The sequence below is a fragment of the Arthrobacter sp. CMU6 genome, from assembly GCF_059090205.1.
Genome location: NZ_JBNHFL010000002.1, coordinates 67,755 through 82,443, shown reverse-complemented (window position 1 = coordinate 82,443; position 14,689 = coordinate 67,755). Strand labels below are relative to the sequence as shown.

General features: G+C 63.8%; 21 protein-coding genes. 8 read left to right on the top strand and 13 right to left on the bottom strand.

Annotated features, from left to right (window positions below):
• Window positions 1-4: 4 nt before the first annotated feature.
• Window positions 5-832 (top strand): response regulator transcription factor, encoded by an 828-nt coding sequence (locus AC5RWD_RS01755; protein WP_494018405.1) that lies wholly within the window; start codon window positions 5-7, stop codon window positions 830-832.
• 49 nt (window positions 833-881) lie between these two features.
• Here the strand turns inward: AC5RWD_RS01755 and AC5RWD_RS01750 are convergent, their stop codons facing one another.
• Both AC5RWD_RS01750 and AC5RWD_RS01745 read right to left on the bottom strand, forming a co-directional pair.
• Window positions 882-1,724 (bottom strand): GIY-YIG nuclease family protein, encoded by an 843-nt coding sequence (locus tag AC5RWD_RS01750; protein ID WP_494018404.1) that lies wholly within the window; start codon window positions 1,722-1,724, stop codon window positions 882-884.
• An 80-nt stretch (window positions 1,725-1,804) separates the two neighbouring features.
• Window positions 1,805-2,179 (bottom strand): hypothetical protein, encoded by a 375-nt coding sequence (locus AC5RWD_RS01745; protein WP_494018403.1) that lies wholly within the window; start codon window positions 2,177-2,179, stop codon window positions 1,805-1,807.
• 252 nt (window positions 2,180-2,431) lie between these two features.
• Between AC5RWD_RS01745 and AC5RWD_RS01740 the strand changes: the two genes are divergently transcribed.
• The 3 genes from AC5RWD_RS01740 to AC5RWD_RS01730 all read left to right on the top strand — a co-directional run bounded on the left by AC5RWD_RS01740 (window position 2,432) and on the right by AC5RWD_RS01730 (window position 4,564).
• Window positions 2,432-2,725, top strand: coding sequence for a hypothetical protein (locus AC5RWD_RS01740; protein WP_494018402.1), 294 nt, complete (start codon window positions 2,432-2,434; stop codon window positions 2,723-2,725).
• Between the two features lie 13 nt (window positions 2,726-2,738).
• On the top strand, window positions 2,739-3,041 hold the full coding sequence (locus AC5RWD_RS01735; RefSeq protein WP_494018401.1) for a hypothetical protein: 303 nt from the start codon (window positions 2,739-2,741) through the stop codon (window positions 3,039-3,041).
• 917 nt (window positions 3,042-3,958) lie between these two features.
• Complete coding sequence (locus AC5RWD_RS01730) at window positions 3,959-4,564, top strand: GNAT family N-acetyltransferase (RefSeq protein WP_494018400.1); 606 nt, start codon at window positions 3,959-3,961, stop codon at window positions 4,562-4,564.
• A 38-nt stretch (window positions 4,565-4,602) separates the two neighbouring features.
• Here the strand turns inward: AC5RWD_RS01730 and AC5RWD_RS01725 are convergent, their stop codons facing one another.
• The gene (locus AC5RWD_RS01725) at window positions 4,603-5,199 is read right to left on the bottom strand and encodes a GNAT family N-acetyltransferase (RefSeq protein WP_494018399.1); all 597 of its coding nucleotides are present in this window, start codon (window positions 5,197-5,199) and stop codon (window positions 4,603-4,605) included.
• Between the two features lie 96 nt (window positions 5,200-5,295).
• Window positions 5,296-5,739, bottom strand: a complete 444-nt coding sequence (locus tag AC5RWD_RS01720; protein ID WP_494018398.1) for a hypothetical protein — start codon at window positions 5,737-5,739, stop codon at window positions 5,296-5,298.
• 360 nt (window positions 5,740-6,099) lie between these two features.
• Here AC5RWD_RS01720 and AC5RWD_RS01715 point away from each other — a divergent pair, with 360 nt between their 5' ends.
• Genes AC5RWD_RS01715 through AC5RWD_RS01705 form a run of 3 tightly spaced genes read left to right on the top strand, consistent with a single transcriptional unit; the run spans window position 6,100 to window position 7,807 of the window.
• Window positions 6,100-6,708 carry a TasA family protein gene (locus AC5RWD_RS01715; protein ID WP_494018397.1) on the top strand — a complete coding sequence of 203 codons (609 nt, stop codon included), beginning with the start codon at window positions 6,100-6,102 and terminating at the stop codon, window positions 6,706-6,708.
• Window positions 6,709-6,756: 48 nt separating this feature from the next.
• Window positions 6,757-7,395 carry a signal peptidase I gene (locus tag AC5RWD_RS01710; RefSeq protein WP_494018396.1) on the top strand — a complete coding sequence of 213 codons (639 nt, stop codon included), beginning with the start codon at window positions 6,757-6,759 and terminating at the stop codon, window positions 7,393-7,395.
• Entirely contained in the window at window positions 7,388-7,807 is a 420-nt protein-coding gene (locus tag AC5RWD_RS01705) for an Hpt domain-containing protein (RefSeq protein WP_494018395.1), read from the top strand. The genes AC5RWD_RS01710 and AC5RWD_RS01705 overlap by 8 nt, the downstream gene beginning before the upstream one ends.
• On the opposite strand, the gene AC5RWD_RS01700 is transcribed toward AC5RWD_RS01705, so the two are convergent.
• From AC5RWD_RS01700 to AC5RWD_RS01660, 9 genes are all read right to left on the bottom strand, one after another.
• Window positions 7,804-8,139, bottom strand: a complete 336-nt coding sequence (locus tag AC5RWD_RS01700; RefSeq protein WP_494018394.1) for a hypothetical protein — start codon at window positions 8,137-8,139, stop codon at window positions 7,804-7,806. The two genes, AC5RWD_RS01705 and AC5RWD_RS01700, sit on opposite strands and share 4 nt — an antisense overlap.
• 50 nt (window positions 8,140-8,189) lie before the next feature.
• A complete protein-coding gene (locus tag AC5RWD_RS01695) occupies window positions 8,190-8,744 on the bottom strand; it encodes a hypothetical protein (RefSeq protein ID WP_494018393.1) in 555 nt (184 codons plus the stop codon).
• Window positions 8,731-9,174: a DUF6884 domain-containing protein gene (locus AC5RWD_RS01690; RefSeq protein WP_494018392.1), complete on the bottom strand. Its 444-nt coding sequence runs from the start codon at window positions 9,172-9,174 to the stop codon at window positions 8,731-8,733. Before AC5RWD_RS01690 ends, AC5RWD_RS01695 begins: the two co-directional genes overlap by 14 nt.
• Window positions 9,171-9,524: a hypothetical protein gene (locus AC5RWD_RS01685; protein ID WP_494018391.1), complete on the bottom strand. Its 354-nt coding sequence runs from the start codon at window positions 9,522-9,524 to the stop codon at window positions 9,171-9,173. Before AC5RWD_RS01685 ends, AC5RWD_RS01690 begins: the two co-directional genes overlap by 4 nt.
• 217 nt (window positions 9,525-9,741) lie before the next feature.
• The gene (locus AC5RWD_RS01680) at window positions 9,742-10,248 is read right to left on the bottom strand and encodes a hypothetical protein (RefSeq protein WP_494018390.1); all 507 of its coding nucleotides are present in this window, start codon (window positions 10,246-10,248) and stop codon (window positions 9,742-9,744) included.
• Between the two features lie 46 nt (window positions 10,249-10,294).
• On the bottom strand, window positions 10,295-10,525 hold the full coding sequence (locus AC5RWD_RS01675) for a helix-turn-helix domain-containing protein (protein ID WP_494018389.1): 231 nt from the start codon (window positions 10,523-10,525) through the stop codon (window positions 10,295-10,297).
• The gene (locus AC5RWD_RS01670; RefSeq protein WP_494018388.1) at window positions 10,525-11,163 is read right to left on the bottom strand and encodes a hypothetical protein; all 639 of its coding nucleotides are present in this window, start codon (window positions 11,161-11,163) and stop codon (window positions 10,525-10,527) included. Before AC5RWD_RS01670 ends, AC5RWD_RS01675 begins: the two co-directional genes overlap by 1 nt.
• 87 nt (window positions 11,164-11,250) lie before the next feature.
• Window positions 11,251-12,147, bottom strand: coding sequence for an RNase H family protein (locus AC5RWD_RS01665; RefSeq protein WP_494018387.1), 897 nt, complete (start codon window positions 12,145-12,147; stop codon window positions 11,251-11,253).
• Between the two features lie 674 nt (window positions 12,148-12,821).
• Window positions 12,822-13,244, bottom strand: a complete 423-nt coding sequence (locus AC5RWD_RS01660) for a hypothetical protein (protein WP_494018386.1) — start codon at window positions 13,242-13,244, stop codon at window positions 12,822-12,824.
• A 742-nt stretch (window positions 13,245-13,986) separates the two neighbouring features.
• Here AC5RWD_RS01660 and AC5RWD_RS01655 point away from each other — a divergent pair.
• Window positions 13,987-14,190, top strand: coding sequence for a hypothetical protein (locus tag AC5RWD_RS01655; protein ID WP_494018385.1), 204 nt, complete (start codon window positions 13,987-13,989; stop codon window positions 14,188-14,190).
• Window positions 14,191-14,689 lie beyond the last annotated feature (499 nt).

Genomic DNA, 14,689 nt, shown 5'->3' with positions numbered 1-14,689 from the left:
AGGCGTGGCTCGTAATGATGGGCAGTACCGCACGTGGCTGGAGCTTGTTGGAGAAATCCTTCAACAAGAGCCTGGTATGTGCGGACCGTACGAAGGGCAACTCCTGGATCTCCTTCTGCAATCATTCAACGGCGCATGCTCTACGCGAAACTGCGTGAGCGCTGAATGGGTGGATCACGTGGTGGCCAGTTGGCCCCGAGATTATCTTCCTGATGCACCGCCCGGGGACTTTACCCCCGACGCGACGCGGCAACCGCTACTGCGCTGGTATGCCGTGACAGGGCACACGGGACCGCAGTCCCTTGGACGTATTCCTAACGCAGTAGCCGACAGCAGGCTAAAGGGGGCATGGGATGAGGTCGTCCGGCCCTGGGGCGCGACAAACGAGTTGTCCATACCGATACAGATGGGCGGAAACGACCAACAGGCATACGTGATCTCCCGCCCTGACCGTGACTTCACCGAGCAAGAGCTTGACTTGGCCAGACTGCTGCAACCAATCCTGACCGGCCTCGCACTGCACCGTGGGCTTGCCCCGACCAGTGCCGAAGCTTCCGTGCAAACTTCTGAATACCGTTTGACGCTTCGGGAGACGGCAATTTTGGCGCTGCTTAGCAAGGGGCTAACCGCAGAGAGCCTGGCGAGGCGGCTTAATATATCGCCGCGCACCGTAGAAAAGCACTTGGAACACGTATACCGCAAGCTGGACGTATGCGACCGTCTAATGGCCGTGCAAAGGGCATATGAGCTGGGATTGTTGGGACCGGCACCGGCCACATTTCTGCATAACCAACACCCAGGACCCGAGAAAATCCGCGAAGACGTCGACTAGGACGTTGCCCACCGGCATGGGCACCGCCATCGGGTGACAGGTTGGGCCACTAATTCAGGTTCATGCCGAACTGCCGGGTCAGGAGTGCCCGCTTGAAATGGGTCTCGGCGGCATCGACCTGCGCGGCCGGCGCGCTCGGCGAGAAGACCTGCAGGATGCTGAACTGGAAGTGCTGCCGGTGCCGGGCGTCGGCGGCGGCCAGCTCCCGTAGCGCGACATTGCCGCCGTGGCCATTCCTGGCATACTCGCTCCAGCGGCCAAAGAAGCGCTCGGCGCCGTCGGCCTTCCCCACGTACAGCCTGCCGTTGCTGGTGTCAGCGATGAGGTAAATGCCCTGCACGTTGCTGAGCGCCGTCCGCCACTGGACATAGCGGTCGTCGGTGATGACGGCCTGGAGCTCGTCGAAGCTGACAAGGAGCGAATCAAATCCCGGGAACGGTACGCTGGACGGGTCGGAGATCTCGACCACCGCCATGGACGTTGCCTGGTCACCCGTCTTGGCCCAGTTCACCGTGTCCTTTGTCCACTCGATCACCAGCCGATCCGCCAGGGCTGCAAACACCGGCGTGGGCCGCAGGTCGAAGAAGCGGCGAATCTCGGTGCGCTCTGCAAGCACCTCGCCGTGGTTCTCGTGCGCGGTGATGAACCGTGCGCGCCGGCCGGTCGTGGCGAGGAAGTTCAGCCAGAACCTTGGAGGCGTCGCCGGCAGCTTGCTGTTGCGGATGCCCTGTTCGCGCACGTACGGCAGTAGGTTTGGCCCCATCGCGTCCGCCCGGGTCGCCAACCCGTCCGGTTTGAGCGTGTGCCGGATGACCTGCACGTCCGCTGGCGCGAGCCCGGCAGCCTGGAAGAGATGCCCGAGGCTCAGTTCGCCTGAGTTGCCGTTATCCATGTCCTGCCTTCGTTTCGTTCATTTACAGCCCGGGTCCCGGAACGCGGACGACCGGGGCCACCGCCCCGGGGAGGCGTCGGCTAGTACTCCTCGCCGTATTCGTACTCCGGAAAGTCGAAGCAGGCACTGTAGCCCGAGACCCTCAGCTCTTCCGGGCCATCCCGAAAGGACACGAACAGGTGCGTGCCGTCGCTGTGCAGGAGGTCGATGCGCCGCGCCCCGTTCGGGGTCGTTCCGTCTTCCACCTTCCAGCCGTCCCTGGCCTCCATCAGCTCTACCACCTCATCGAGGATGGCATCGCGGTCCACGCCTGCCTCGACTTCGGCTACCGCGTCCCCGGTCCACTTGCGCCAGTCCCCGTCAGTACAGGGCATGAGGCTGGACGTGTCGTGGGCGAAGGTGGACAGCACCACGTCGCCGGGCAGCAGCCCCAGGATTTCCTGCTCCAAGGACATGACTTTGGATTTAGCTGATTCGAGGCTGACGTCCGTATTCTGTCGGGTTCCAGGCTGGCCGCAGGAAACCACCATTGCCAGGAGTGCTGCTGCTCCGGCCAGAAGCCACGCCGGCGCGGGTCTCGACGTACCGTTCACGGACACTCGCTCCCCCCAATTTTCAGCCCGATGTTCCTCGACCGAATATACAAGGCGGGGACGCCCGACCCGTCTCTCAACGCCCACCTGTCCGATTACTCCTAGACTGGCGCCATGGATACCACCACCCGGGACTACGCCCGCCTCCGCGAAGCTGTGACGGGGTGCCTGAACGCCCACGACCTGCTCGGGGTCCTGGACCTGGGCGCGCCGGCCGATGAGTACGACCCGGAGATGGCGGACTTCGCGCAGCTGCTGGCCGCCGGCGACCCCATCACTCCGGAAGTCGTTGCCGGCGTCTGGCATAAGTGGTTCGGTGACCCGTCGGAACAACCCGGACCTCCCACGGCCGAGATGGGCGCCCTGGCCAATGACCTCCAGGCCCTCTCCCCCTTCGCCGGGCGTTAGCCGGCGGACAGCTATGGCAGGCAAACACCTTCCAGGTGCCCCGGTCGAACACTTCGGGGAGCTCGTCCGGCCCGGGAAGTACGGACACCTCCTGACCCGGGAGATGTACGCGCTGGTAAACAAGAAGCCGTCGTCCCGATTCCCCCGGGAGATGTACACCGAGGCTCAGTGGGCCGCCGAGGCCTGGGCTTTCGAGGATGAAGAGCACACCATCCTCTCGGAGGAATACTGCACGCAGCAGCGTGCAGCTGCCCTCGAGAACTTCGACCTGAACATGGCATTCTTCGCCCGGCCGACGGGTTCGAAGCAGCCCTGACCGAGATGCTGCGCAAACACAAATACCTGCGACCCGTCACCGACCTGACCACCCTGGACGACGAGATGGGGATCTACGTGATGGTGCTCGACGGCTACAAGCAGGGCCTACATCGGCCAGGCGTGGGACATCAGGAAGCGGATAAAGCGGCACTGGAACGGCACCAAGCAGTTCGACCGGCTGCTGTTCCCGGACAAAGAAACCTCAGTCCTGTCCATCGACTCCTTCCGGGCGCTGGACACCACCCGCATCTTCGCGGCCAAGACGATCCGGGGCGAGGAACTTGAACAGCGCCTGGTCAACACCTTCCCGCCCGACTTCCTGCTCAACCGCGTCCCCGGCGGAGAAAGAATCATGGGGAACAGGTTCCTCCCGTCCGAGGTCAAGCGTCGTGCCCTGATCCCGGCAAAGGCGGTTGAGTCGCTGGAGAACTCTGCCTCAACAGGGCATTGATACGCTGGTTACCCCGTTTCAGAAGGGACAGAACATTGGGTCTCAAAAACCTCTTCAGACGATGGGGCACGTCCCCGGCGCCAACAGAGCACCTTGCAGTAAAGTCAGGGGCCGAAGAGGATCCCTTGCCGCCGGAACGCGAGAAGGATCTGCAGGCTGCCTGGGCTGAGCTGACCGAGGCAGCCAAAACCTCGGAAGTCCTCAACCTCCATGCCTGCACTCGGAATGGACGGCCTTGGACCACTGACCCCGAGGCCGTCAGAGCCATAGCCGCCGCGCTCCGTGAATTCCCCACGCCTGACGGTCAGCCGGCGCCATATGCCGGACCTTGAGTGAGTGACGTCACGAAGGGCCCGACAGGACCGCCTCCAGCCATGCGCTGACGCTGGACTCGACTTGTTCTAACCCGCCTGGCGATAGACTGCGCGGGAACCCAACAACCTTCCCGCCACCAAAGGACCACCATGGCCGCCATTGACCCCGACTACATGACGCTTAAATACAGTTGCGAGTACCGGGGTGTGCCGAGCCTTGACCACGATCCGTCCGACTTCACGATGGACTGGGAGGTGTCGATCGGCGGCCTTGTCTGGGACGAGGGCGAAGAGGACGGCGACGGCCGGGACGTCCACGTCGGCGACGCTACTTTCAGCGTCGTTCCGGACGCAGGAATGATCAATCTGTTCATGACCCTGGACGCCGTGGACCAGGGCCTGGCAAACGTCGCCGAAATGCTCACCATCGAACGTCCCGACTTGATGCCCAATGCCGGGATGGACTCGGGCGGCGACCTCATGGTGTTGACGTCGCTGTGGGTTGATCCGGAGTTCCGCGGCAACAAGATCGGTCACGCCATCCTCAAAGCCATCTTGGGAACAGCCGGCCGGGCCACCTCCCTGGTCGTACTGCAGGCCTCCCCTGTCCTCACCGACGGCGGGCCGCAGGAAGGAAGCCCCGAGCACGTGGCAGCGAAAGCGGCATTGCGCCGCTACTGGGCGGACTTCGGCTTTCAGGAGGCCGCCGGGGACTACCTCGCGCTCGGGGAGATGGCTGACGCCTTCGACGCCTGAGAGCCACTGCTCGGCCCTTCGTCAGCAGCGCGGTCCTCTCACCGGTACAGCATGACGACGGCCGTGCAGGCGCAGTCCTTCCCGCAGGACGGGCACAGAAAGCCGGCGGAGCTTTGCTCATCGGACCAGTACCCGGGGATGGACGCCACCTGCCGGAAGCCGGCCGCTTCCAGCAGCCCCTTCGATGACTGGCCCGCAGTGGCCCAGGAAGCGCAAAGCACCATGGCGCACCCTCGGGCGGTCATGAATTCCATGCGTGCCCGGATCATGACAGATCCGATGCCATACCCGCGCGCGCCCGGGACGACAGCAGCCGATTTCAGCTCCCCGACGAGGTTCCCGACCAGGTCAAGCCGAACGCCGGCAGCGCGGAGTCGCTCCTGCACCTCGTACAGGTCCCACTGGTTCAGGACGCGGGCAGTCGCAGCACCCAGAAGGCGCCCCGTGTTGTCGAGTGCTCGGACCAGGACGCCGTTGCCCCTGGTCAGTCGCTCCAGGTCTGAGGTGTGGACGAAGCCGGCGCCGAGGTGGCTGTTCAGGACCGACGCCGCCTCCGTCAGCGCCCCTTGGTCCGGACGGCTCCAGTCCAGGGTGATACTGCCAGGCTCCGTGCTGGTGGCTGGCAGATTCGTCATTACGGCAGCTTGCATAGTCGCTCTTCGTTGGTCGGCCGGCCACAACCATGGCCTCGTATACGAACATGCGTAGGTTCCGAACGGGGAGGTGGCCGGTCAGCAGACCACGTTGACCTGGGGTGCCTTACTGGTCCAGGTGTTGGTTGTTCCGGGGACTCTGTATTGGGCGTCGATGGAGTATTTCCAGACACCTCCCACCACACCGATCGTCGGGCCTGAGTCGTAGGTCGCGCCGGGCGTGAGGTCTCTGGTCACCTGCGTCACGCCGCTAGGGTCACTGATTCGGAGAATGTAGTTCGTGGCCTTGGGGACGTTGCCGTGGTTGGTCACCGTGACGTTCAGCCGGTACTTGCCGCTGTTTCCGATCGCCGTGCAGCTGGTGGAAACAGTATTTCCCACCGGCGCCGCCATCACGTGTGCGGTGAGCATCGTCGCCTGGCGGGCAGTGGAACTGCTGAAGGCGGCATGGGCGGCGGGCCCGGCAGTAAGGAGGCAGGCAAGAAGAGCCGCGGTGCGGATCAGCCGACGCCGGTGCTGCACTTTCCTACGGTCCCTCACTGCTTCCCTCTCATGCCTCTGCGGACAGTGTTGAACGTACTGTCCGCGCGCGTCCCGATCCCGGGCCGTCCTCTACCTTTCCGGACGAAGCTCAAGAAAGAATCAAGGGCTCATCTGGTTGTCCGCAAGGCGCCTCGATTTCCCGTTCCAACCGAGTGATTTAAGCCACAAAAATCCCTCTGACCTGCGGAAACGTAAATTCTTGACCGAACCTTGAGCCTACATGTGGTCCCTTCTTGATATGCGGGCGGAAAAGTACACGGAGGTCAAGCCAAATCCGGCAGCAGACCATAATTTTCGGCCGCCCCACTGGGGTGCCCGCCACCTAAAGGACTCACCCACATGGGCATCAGCATGAAAACCACCACCGGCAAGATCCTCGCCTCCGTCGCCCTGGTCGGCACCGCGGCCGCCGTCGCAGGCATGGGCACCTTCGGTGCGTTCAGCTCCAGCACCTCCGCCAGCCAGGCAGTCACCGCCGGCACCGTCACGATCGCCCTCGGTGCGCCCGGTGCGAACAACACCCTGAACGTCCCGGTCGCAGGAATCCTGCCCGGCGACACCATCGAAAAGCTCGTCACCCTCTCCAACACCGGCAACTCCGCACTGAACGCTGTGTCGCTGACGACCGACGCCGGAGCGACCGCCTCCGCCCTGACCACCGAAGCAACCGACGGCCTGCAGCTGCTCATCGAGAACTGCAGCGTCGCCTGGACCGGAACCGCCGCCCCCTACAGCTGCACCGGCACCAGGACCGTTGTCCTGGCCTCCTCACCGGTCATCGGCGCCAACCGCGACCTCGCCAACCTGACAGCGCTGGCGGCAGCGAAGACGGACAACCTGAAGGTTTCCACCACGCTTGCCAAGACCGCCCCCAACACCTCGCAGGGCGCCACCAGCACCATCGGTTTCACCTTCACCGGCACTCAGCGCACCGAGACGGTCAAGTAAGACTCCGCCTGCCCGGAACCACCCCCACCCAGATTCAAAGGCCCCGCAATGAGCACCGCACTGAAACTCACCCGACGCCCCAACGCCACAGGTGAAGTGCGGCAGATCAGCGTAGCCCTCAGATCGAACCGTTCCGGGCAGGCGGTAAACCTCCTCCGCCGATCGCTGGGCGTCATCACCACCACTCTGCTGGTCCTGGCGGTGGCCGCGTTCCTGATGCTCGCCATCGGCCCACGCGTCTTCGGCTACCAGACCCTCACCATGCTGACCGGCTCGATGTCGCCGCTGATCAACCCCGGCGACGTCGTGGTCACCAAGCCTGTCCCGGCCAGCGAGGTCGCCGTCGGGGACATCATCACCTATCACATCCCGGTCGAAGACCAGCGGGTGGAAACCCACCGCGTCACCGAGGTGACCGCCAACCCCGACGGCAGCATCTCCGTGCAGACCAAGGGTGACGCCAACAATGGTGTGGATCCCTGGCTGGCCACGATCAGCGGGCCCACCGTTGACCGGCACGTTGCCACGATCCCGCACATTGGCGATGTCATCAGGGCCGTCCGCCAACCGCTCGTCCTGAACATCCTCATGTACGGCGCACCCGCGGTACTCGTCATCGGTATGCTCGCCAGCATTTGGCGCAAGGCACCCGATGAGAAGCCCTCGGCCGCAGGCACGAATGATTGAGCACCGCATAGTCCTGGACCCAAACAAGATCAAGACCCTGGCCGAGGAGCTGGACAGCCCCGAGATCGCCTTGCGCTTCCTGCGGGACTTCCTCGGCATGCTCCCCGGCCGGCTGAAACGTATTCTTGCGGCGGTGGCCGAAGAGGATCCTGAAGCGGCCATGGATGCCATCCTCAGCCTGAAAATCACGTCCTCGATGACCGGATTACTGGAGACAGAAGCCAGCTGCGTCAGCCTGCAGTTCCTCGTCGGGGACCGGGATTTCGCGGGCGCACGCAAGGAGGCGAAGGCCCTCAGCTGCAGCATCCTGCATATCTACAACGACTCCCCCGTGCTGCTCAGGACCGCGCGGAACGACCTGGGTCTCTCTGCGGATTCCACCGAGCCCTGCCAGGCAGTAGGCGGCAACTAGGGCGTCCGGACGCGGTCCGCCAGGAACGAGGCAATTGCAGACCCCCGCGGCTCTGCGTCGCTGCCGGCTTCCCTTGCAACCTGCTCCCACCGGCGCAGCTCCTGGATGGCGAACTGCCAGGCGGCGACTGAGAGGGAAACGGTCAGCTCCTCATCGGCGGGCGGCCATCCGGCCCAGCCGTCCTTGCTGCGTGGATGGACACGGGCTGCTTCCCAGCCCGCCGTACGGATCTGCCGGCCCTGCTCCACGGCGCGTTCATCGCCGTCTGACGAGGCCATGGCGACGGTGTTGTCGATGGCCGCATCAAGCCACTGCCAGTCCCTGACGCTCATCCTCACTTCAACCGGACTTTCGGAATCGCCCAGTCTTGCGTCCGGCACGATCAGCCCTTGCCCTCGCCGTTGACCCTGGCTGTGGACTCGGCTTCCTTCCGGAGCTTCACGGAATATGGGAAGAAGTCCAGGGTCATCTGGATGCGGGGATCTGGATGCTGGAGGAACCATTCGTAGGCGTGGTCGTCGGCCGCCTCCCACCAGGGTTTCGGGAGGCCCTTGAGCTTCCGGGCCTTGCGCCCCCGCCACTCTTCTGTGACGTTGAAATAGCCCTGGATGACTCCGAGACCGAAGAGGGCACCGAAGAACAGCATGACGAGCGTCATGATCGGCATCTTGAACAGCACAAGGAGCCCGAAGACCACACAGAACAGCGAGGCCGGGAGAAACATCAGCACTGTCATGAACAGGCTGAAGTAGAAGGAGCGGATCAGGTTGTGGTCGCCGCCGCCCGAGCTGGCACCGATGCCCCACTCTTCCTTCGTGTACGCATAGATGGTTTTACCGCCCGCGGCATACCCGTAGTAGTACGGGCGGTTGATGGCCCGCTGGAAATGCTCGTCGATCTTCTTCTCCCCCACGGCATCCACCCTACCTAGTGTCACGCCCGGCCAGCTTTCTGGTCAGCCAGCCAAGTTGCTGGCCTATGCCAAGCCCCCGCATCGGGACCTCGTACGGCCAGGGGACATCCCGGAGGATAGCCCGGTACTGCTCGCCGGCCAGGGCCATGAGCGTGACGTTCTCGATCCCGTCCAGCTCTTTCGCTAGCTGCTGGCGGACCCTGTCTGCCCATTCCTGGTTGGCTGCGGAGGCGCGGCTGCCGCTGAGCCGCTGGTCGTAGGGCTCGAGCACGGTGTCCGGGTGGACCAGGCCGTGCCTGGCGGACAGGACGTACCAGCGGTCGCATGTCTGTTCCGCGTAGGCCGATGCCTTCTTGAACAGCGGGGAGACGTAGAGTTCCCGCGCCGGCGCCGGCCGCTGCAGCTTCTGGGATGCGCAGGCGACCAAACCGACGGTGCAGGCTTGGCCGCTCACGCCTTTACGCAGAAGCCGTTGCCTTTGATGACCTCGATGATCCGTTTGGCATCATCGTCCGTGAGGGGCTTGTCGGAAGCGTGGGAGAACCGGTCCTTGACCGCCATGATCTGTACCCCTTCGGGCTCCCCTTTGAGGATTGAGCGGCAGGAGAGTGTGGCGAAGGCAAGGACGCGGGGCCCTTCCAGCTGCGGGTTCACCTTTGCCAGGTCCGTCATGAGCGCAGCCTTCTGCTCCTCAGTGGCCCGGGCCACGGACACGGCAGGTGAGGCGGCCGGTGCCGGCGTGGCGGCTGAGCAGCCGGTCAGTGCCAGGACGGCGAGCAGTGCGGGGGCGATGAGTTTCTTCACGGTGACTCCAAAGGCAGGCAAGAACTTTCTCTTCCCCGAAACATGCGTAGAGAACCCACCCACGGGTGCTGTTCTGAACAGAATTTCCCAAGGATCCCGGAGTAGGCTCTCAGCAGGTCGGCGGCGGATGAGCCTGAGGGGTTGCCCCCATTACCTCCGGGTTCACCCAGCCCGCCGCCGGCTCCCGGCCACGGGCCGCGAGTCAGACGAACGTCGACTACTGCAGGGACAGGGTGATGGGCCCGGCCGTGGACGGGCCGCCGCACTGTTCGCTGCCGCCGACCCGGGTCCACGTCAGATCCACCTCCCGCTGGGCAAGCACTTCTTCCCGTGCATCCAGGGCCTTGATCGTGGCCTTCGTTGGAGCGCTCATCGATACGTTGAACTGCCAGGTCCGGTCATCGACTTTCCTCGCGGTGTTTATGCTGTACACCGTTCCGGGCACAGGGGTCCCTGGTGTTGCAGGGGCAGCGGCGGCCGCCTGGCCCGGGAGAGCGCCGCCACTGGGGCTAATCGTGGATTTTGGTGCTGTCGTGGGCCGTGGAGTGGTGGAGCAGACTCCATCCGGGCAGAACTGGACCTTGGCTACCGCATCCACCGGCCCTTCCAGGACCACAGTCGCGGAGTTGCTCCAGCCGATCGCCGGGCACACCCCGGGCATCGCGCAGCCTGCTGCTCCGGAGACAAGGAGCAGGCTCAGCGGGACCGCGTACAGCCTCTTCATGGGCCCAGCATGGCATGGGCTGGCAAAGGTGACGGTTGCCTTTTGGTTACTTCTTGGCGCGGGTGGTTACGAGCAGGTCGCCGACCTGGCAGTCCAGGACGTCGCAGATCGCCGTCAGCGTGGAGAACCGTATCGCCTTGGCCCGGTCGTTCTTGAGCACCGAGAGGTTCACCAGGCTTACCCCGACCTGTTTGCTGAGTTCGGTCAGGGTCATGCCGCGCGCTTCCAGGAGCTCATCGAGCCGGCAGTGGATGTCGGAGGAATCGTCAGCTGGCATCAGACCAGCCCGTCCGTGTCTTTCTGAAGCCGGCGGCCATACTGGAAGACCGCGGCGACCAGCACCAGGACGATGCCGAGCATCAGGGGTCCGGTGGTGAATTCGGCTTCGAGGATCACTGACTTCCCCGGGCTGCTCCCGCTGCCGGCGACCAGATCGGCTACCCGTGTCAGTGCCCATCCGTTCAGGACCTGGCCGACGGTTCCCGCCAGCGCCAGGACTGCACCGCAGGCGCCGATGATCCCGACGGACTTCGCTGTGAACAGGACCGCGCTGCGCAGCCGGTATGCCAGCAGGAACACCAGGGTCAGGATGGCCAGGACGCCGAGCTGGTTCAGGGCCCCGGACCACGCCAGGAGCACGGCTGGCTCGGCCGGAAGGCTCGGGATGGTGGCTGACAGTGTCGTGTAGTTTCCGGTGGCTTCCAGCCCCAGGCCACTGGCGGCCTGGTTCGTCGAGGAAACCGGAAGCTCAAGGGTCACTGGCCCGGTGAAGTACCCCACGATCCCGGAGACCGACACCGCTGTGGTCACGACCGCGGCCAGTGTCGCAGCGATCATGAGCAGTATCGCGTCCCCTCTGGAAACGATCTTCTTCCCGTCGCGCTGCTTCCGGTCCGTGTCCTTGTCCAGTTCCATGATTCCCCCAATAGTTATCGACTGCCGTTAATAACGACAATCGATAACTTACAGGATGTTGGGTGCCAAAACCAACAGGGGCGGTTCTTAGGTTGCTGCCGACAACGGGGCGCCGCCGAAGATGGTCTTCGCTTCCTCGCGGATCGAAGCGATCATCCGTGCGTTGGTCACCTCGTCAACGCCCATTTCCCGGTTCCGACGGGCCAGGACGGCCAGGCGGTCCGCGAGCTCGTTCAACGGGTGGCCGTTGTGGCCCCGGACCCATTCGTAGGAGATGTTCACGCCGCGGGCCGAGCCCAGGATGCGCTTGCATTCCGCGATGGAGTCGGTGTCATCGAACGGCTGAAGGGAGCCGGTGGATACCCGGTCAAGGACCTCCAGGGCTGCCTTGGAGTCGGTGAGGATCTTCAGGTCGCCAACTCCTTCGCGCAGCACCGGGTGGTGGCCCAGGGTGGACTGTAGCCCGCGCCGGATCGCTGCCAGCTCCCCGGCGCGGATGCCGCCATGTGCGCTGACGGCCGTGTAGGCGCCCAGGATCGGATCGGCCCCGTCGGCGTAAGCAAGGACGTAGCCGCAGCCGTTGACGGTCCTGCCGCGGCCCCGCGATGAGTCGCAGGCCAGGACCAGACCGGAGACGAGTCCACGTTCAACTTCGGCCACGGCGTCACGCGCTGCGGCCAGGGCAGCCGGCGGTGCGGTGAGGTCGGTGACCGGCAGATCGGACTTTGCGCGGAGCAGCTCCGCAGTGGCCCAGTCCCCGGTGAAGACCTGCGCCGGCTGTTCACCGGTGCGCTTGGCGATCCGGGCGACGGCCTGGGTGATCTGGGCAGCCAGCTCACGGTTAGAGGGGTTGTTCGGTTCAGTCTTGCCGGGCCCGGAGACGATGAAGTCGCGCCCGTCGACAAGCGTGTGCACCGCCCAGCGGCACAGGTTCGGCTGGCGGTCGACCAGGACCGGCGCTGAGCCGCAGGTGCAGGGAAGCAACCAGGTCCTGGAGGCTCCCGGTGGCGATGCGTGCTGCCTCGTCCTTGGTGAGCCGGGTCGTCGCCGATGACCTCCGTCTGGGTGATCTGACGCTCATCGCTCCCTCCTTCGGGTCGTTCCCGACAATTTACGCCGGTACCGCTGAGTGCGGGAATGGGAGCTGCACCACCAATCCCCTCACCCACAACTTGCCGACTACGCATGTTCCGTCGGCACGGTCCAAGCTGACGAACCCGGACAAGAATAGGGGACTGCCTTTCTGCATCTTCCTGAACCTGCGGCGACGTCACGGGACGAGGGATAGGGATCGAACCGCCGGACATCAGGAAAATGCCCGGAAATCTCAGTAACCGGGAAAATAAAAGCAGTCCCGGGGAGTTGGCGCACAGGAGAATGGCGGCCCACCTTCTGAGGTTTCCGGCTATTTTCTTGCGTCATTCCAGGCGTCAGGCAGCAGATGCAACTGCAGCACCCTGTTGACCGGAAGCGAAGTGGTCCCCAAGTCACCGCCACCGTGGACCCAACTGGTGCTTCCGCCGCCCCAGCTGCCTCCTAGTCACGGACGCGGCTGTTCCTGCTGCTGAGCAGCTATCGGTACCCGGGTTGCAGAAGTAGAAGCCGACGGGTGACACAAGGCTTTGGCCGGGCTGAAGGCACCCGGCTGCCTGCCGCACTTAGGCTTGAGTAAGGGTTTCCGCACGGCTGAGGAAACCCAAGCCCTGATGGAGCCGAAGCGCTCTGGTCCCTCGCGTCGTCGCAACAACGAGCAGCCCGACAGGGAGATCTCTTTGCACAAGATGCTGGAAGGCGCCAATGAGCACGGGAACGGCCATTGGAAGGGGCGCGTCCACGTCGCCCAGAATAACGAAACCCGATTCAGGCAATGCTGCCGGGTCGGGCGCCACGTTCCTTGCTGAGAGTTCGTAGAGTGGCCAGCCCGCCGCCGCAGTGACGCCCCTGGCGGCTTCAAGGATTTCGTTCCTGTACGCCGCATCCCGGAAGGTTGCCACCGTCATCTGCACTAGTCCATGACCCGAGTGTGTCAAGGTGTCTGTCAGTTCAAGGACCCATTCACCGGTATCCACGTTGTCCTCCATTCTCAGAATTATCGCCCTATCCGGGGAACGGCCGGATCTAAGGCGCGGCCCTCAAAGCAAGGGGTGGAGCTTGCGGCGTACCGACCATCCTTCAGCTGGATGCCGCTGCGGGGCAGGCATCGAAATGGACCATCGACAAAAGGACATACAACCGGTGCAATGAGTAGATGACAGCGCAGGAATCAAACCCCGAGTACGAAGCGGTCCGCGCATCGAACGAACCAAAGCATGCCGGTTTTTCGCCCAGGCTGTCGCATCGTGCTGCCGCCTACGACCGAGGCGTGCAGATCGCAGCCGCACAGCTGCGGATTGTGACCGACCGCCGTCTTGGAAATGTGACCCCCGAGTGGATCAAGACCCTTGCACAGGAAGGGCCCGAAGCTTCCTGGTCCTCACGCGCTACGCCTTCGGAACGCTGGTGAAGTCGAAGCGCCTCTGCGGCCAGGTCCACTGGCTTGGAGCATTGCCTGCTCCCGTCCAACTAGAGACAGGGCATCCAGACCGGCATCTCATGTGGCCATGTCGTGAACCTCAGGGTGTTGGGCCAGAAGTAGGTTCCGTTCCATGGCATCTACAAATCTGATCTGGACCCGTCGGTCCTGCCTCTGCATCCAGACGGACTTTCGTTCTCCTGGGTCAGCCTGGCGGGAACGACGAGCCTCACCGTTGTGGACTACCTCGGAATGCCACGTGACAATGAAGAAATCAGGGACAGAGTTCACCGGGCCTAGCAGGTGGAGGGATGCTCATTCGTCGTCTGGCAGCACACCTCAAACGCTCCCAGCTCGATTCGGAGGTCGCACCGTCGAAGCGGCCGGCATCAGTGAGCCCGGCTGACCGAAGGGTGCAGATTGCTGCTGCGAAGGCCAGGATAACTCTCGATAAGTTGACCGGCGACCAGACGGAGGAATGGATCATCGCCCTATCCAAGGAAATGCCCGAGTAGGAACCGGACGTCACGGCCGTGTCCCGGCCTTCGAAAGTGTCGAGCATGAACACCACACCCGAAAAGAAAGCCACTGGTGATGACCAGAAGCGGCACGTCAGCCCCGCGCAAGAACGCGTTATCGTTCGAGCTGCTCGCCTCAGACTTTCCACAGGGGCTCGAGTCTCCGCAATGGGTGAAGACGATCGCCAAGCGGCCCATATGACGTGCCAGCCCTACCAGGAAACGGGGTCCGTTTCTCCGTTGTAACTCAAGGTCGCAGTCACAAGTGAATCGAGGTCGGGCGGCGAAACCGGCGTCCACCCATTCCGCCGGACGCCGCGTGCCACCACCGTGTCTTCCGTCGTCTCGATGTATCACACGGATATCTCCCTGGGCACACGCCTGATTAAGGTCCCTTGACACACTCACTCCATGCAATTGGTCCACAAGGGTGGTCCATGCCGGTCCGTACAGCCGTCCACAAGGGTGGTCCATGCCGGTCCTCAGCAACGTTCGC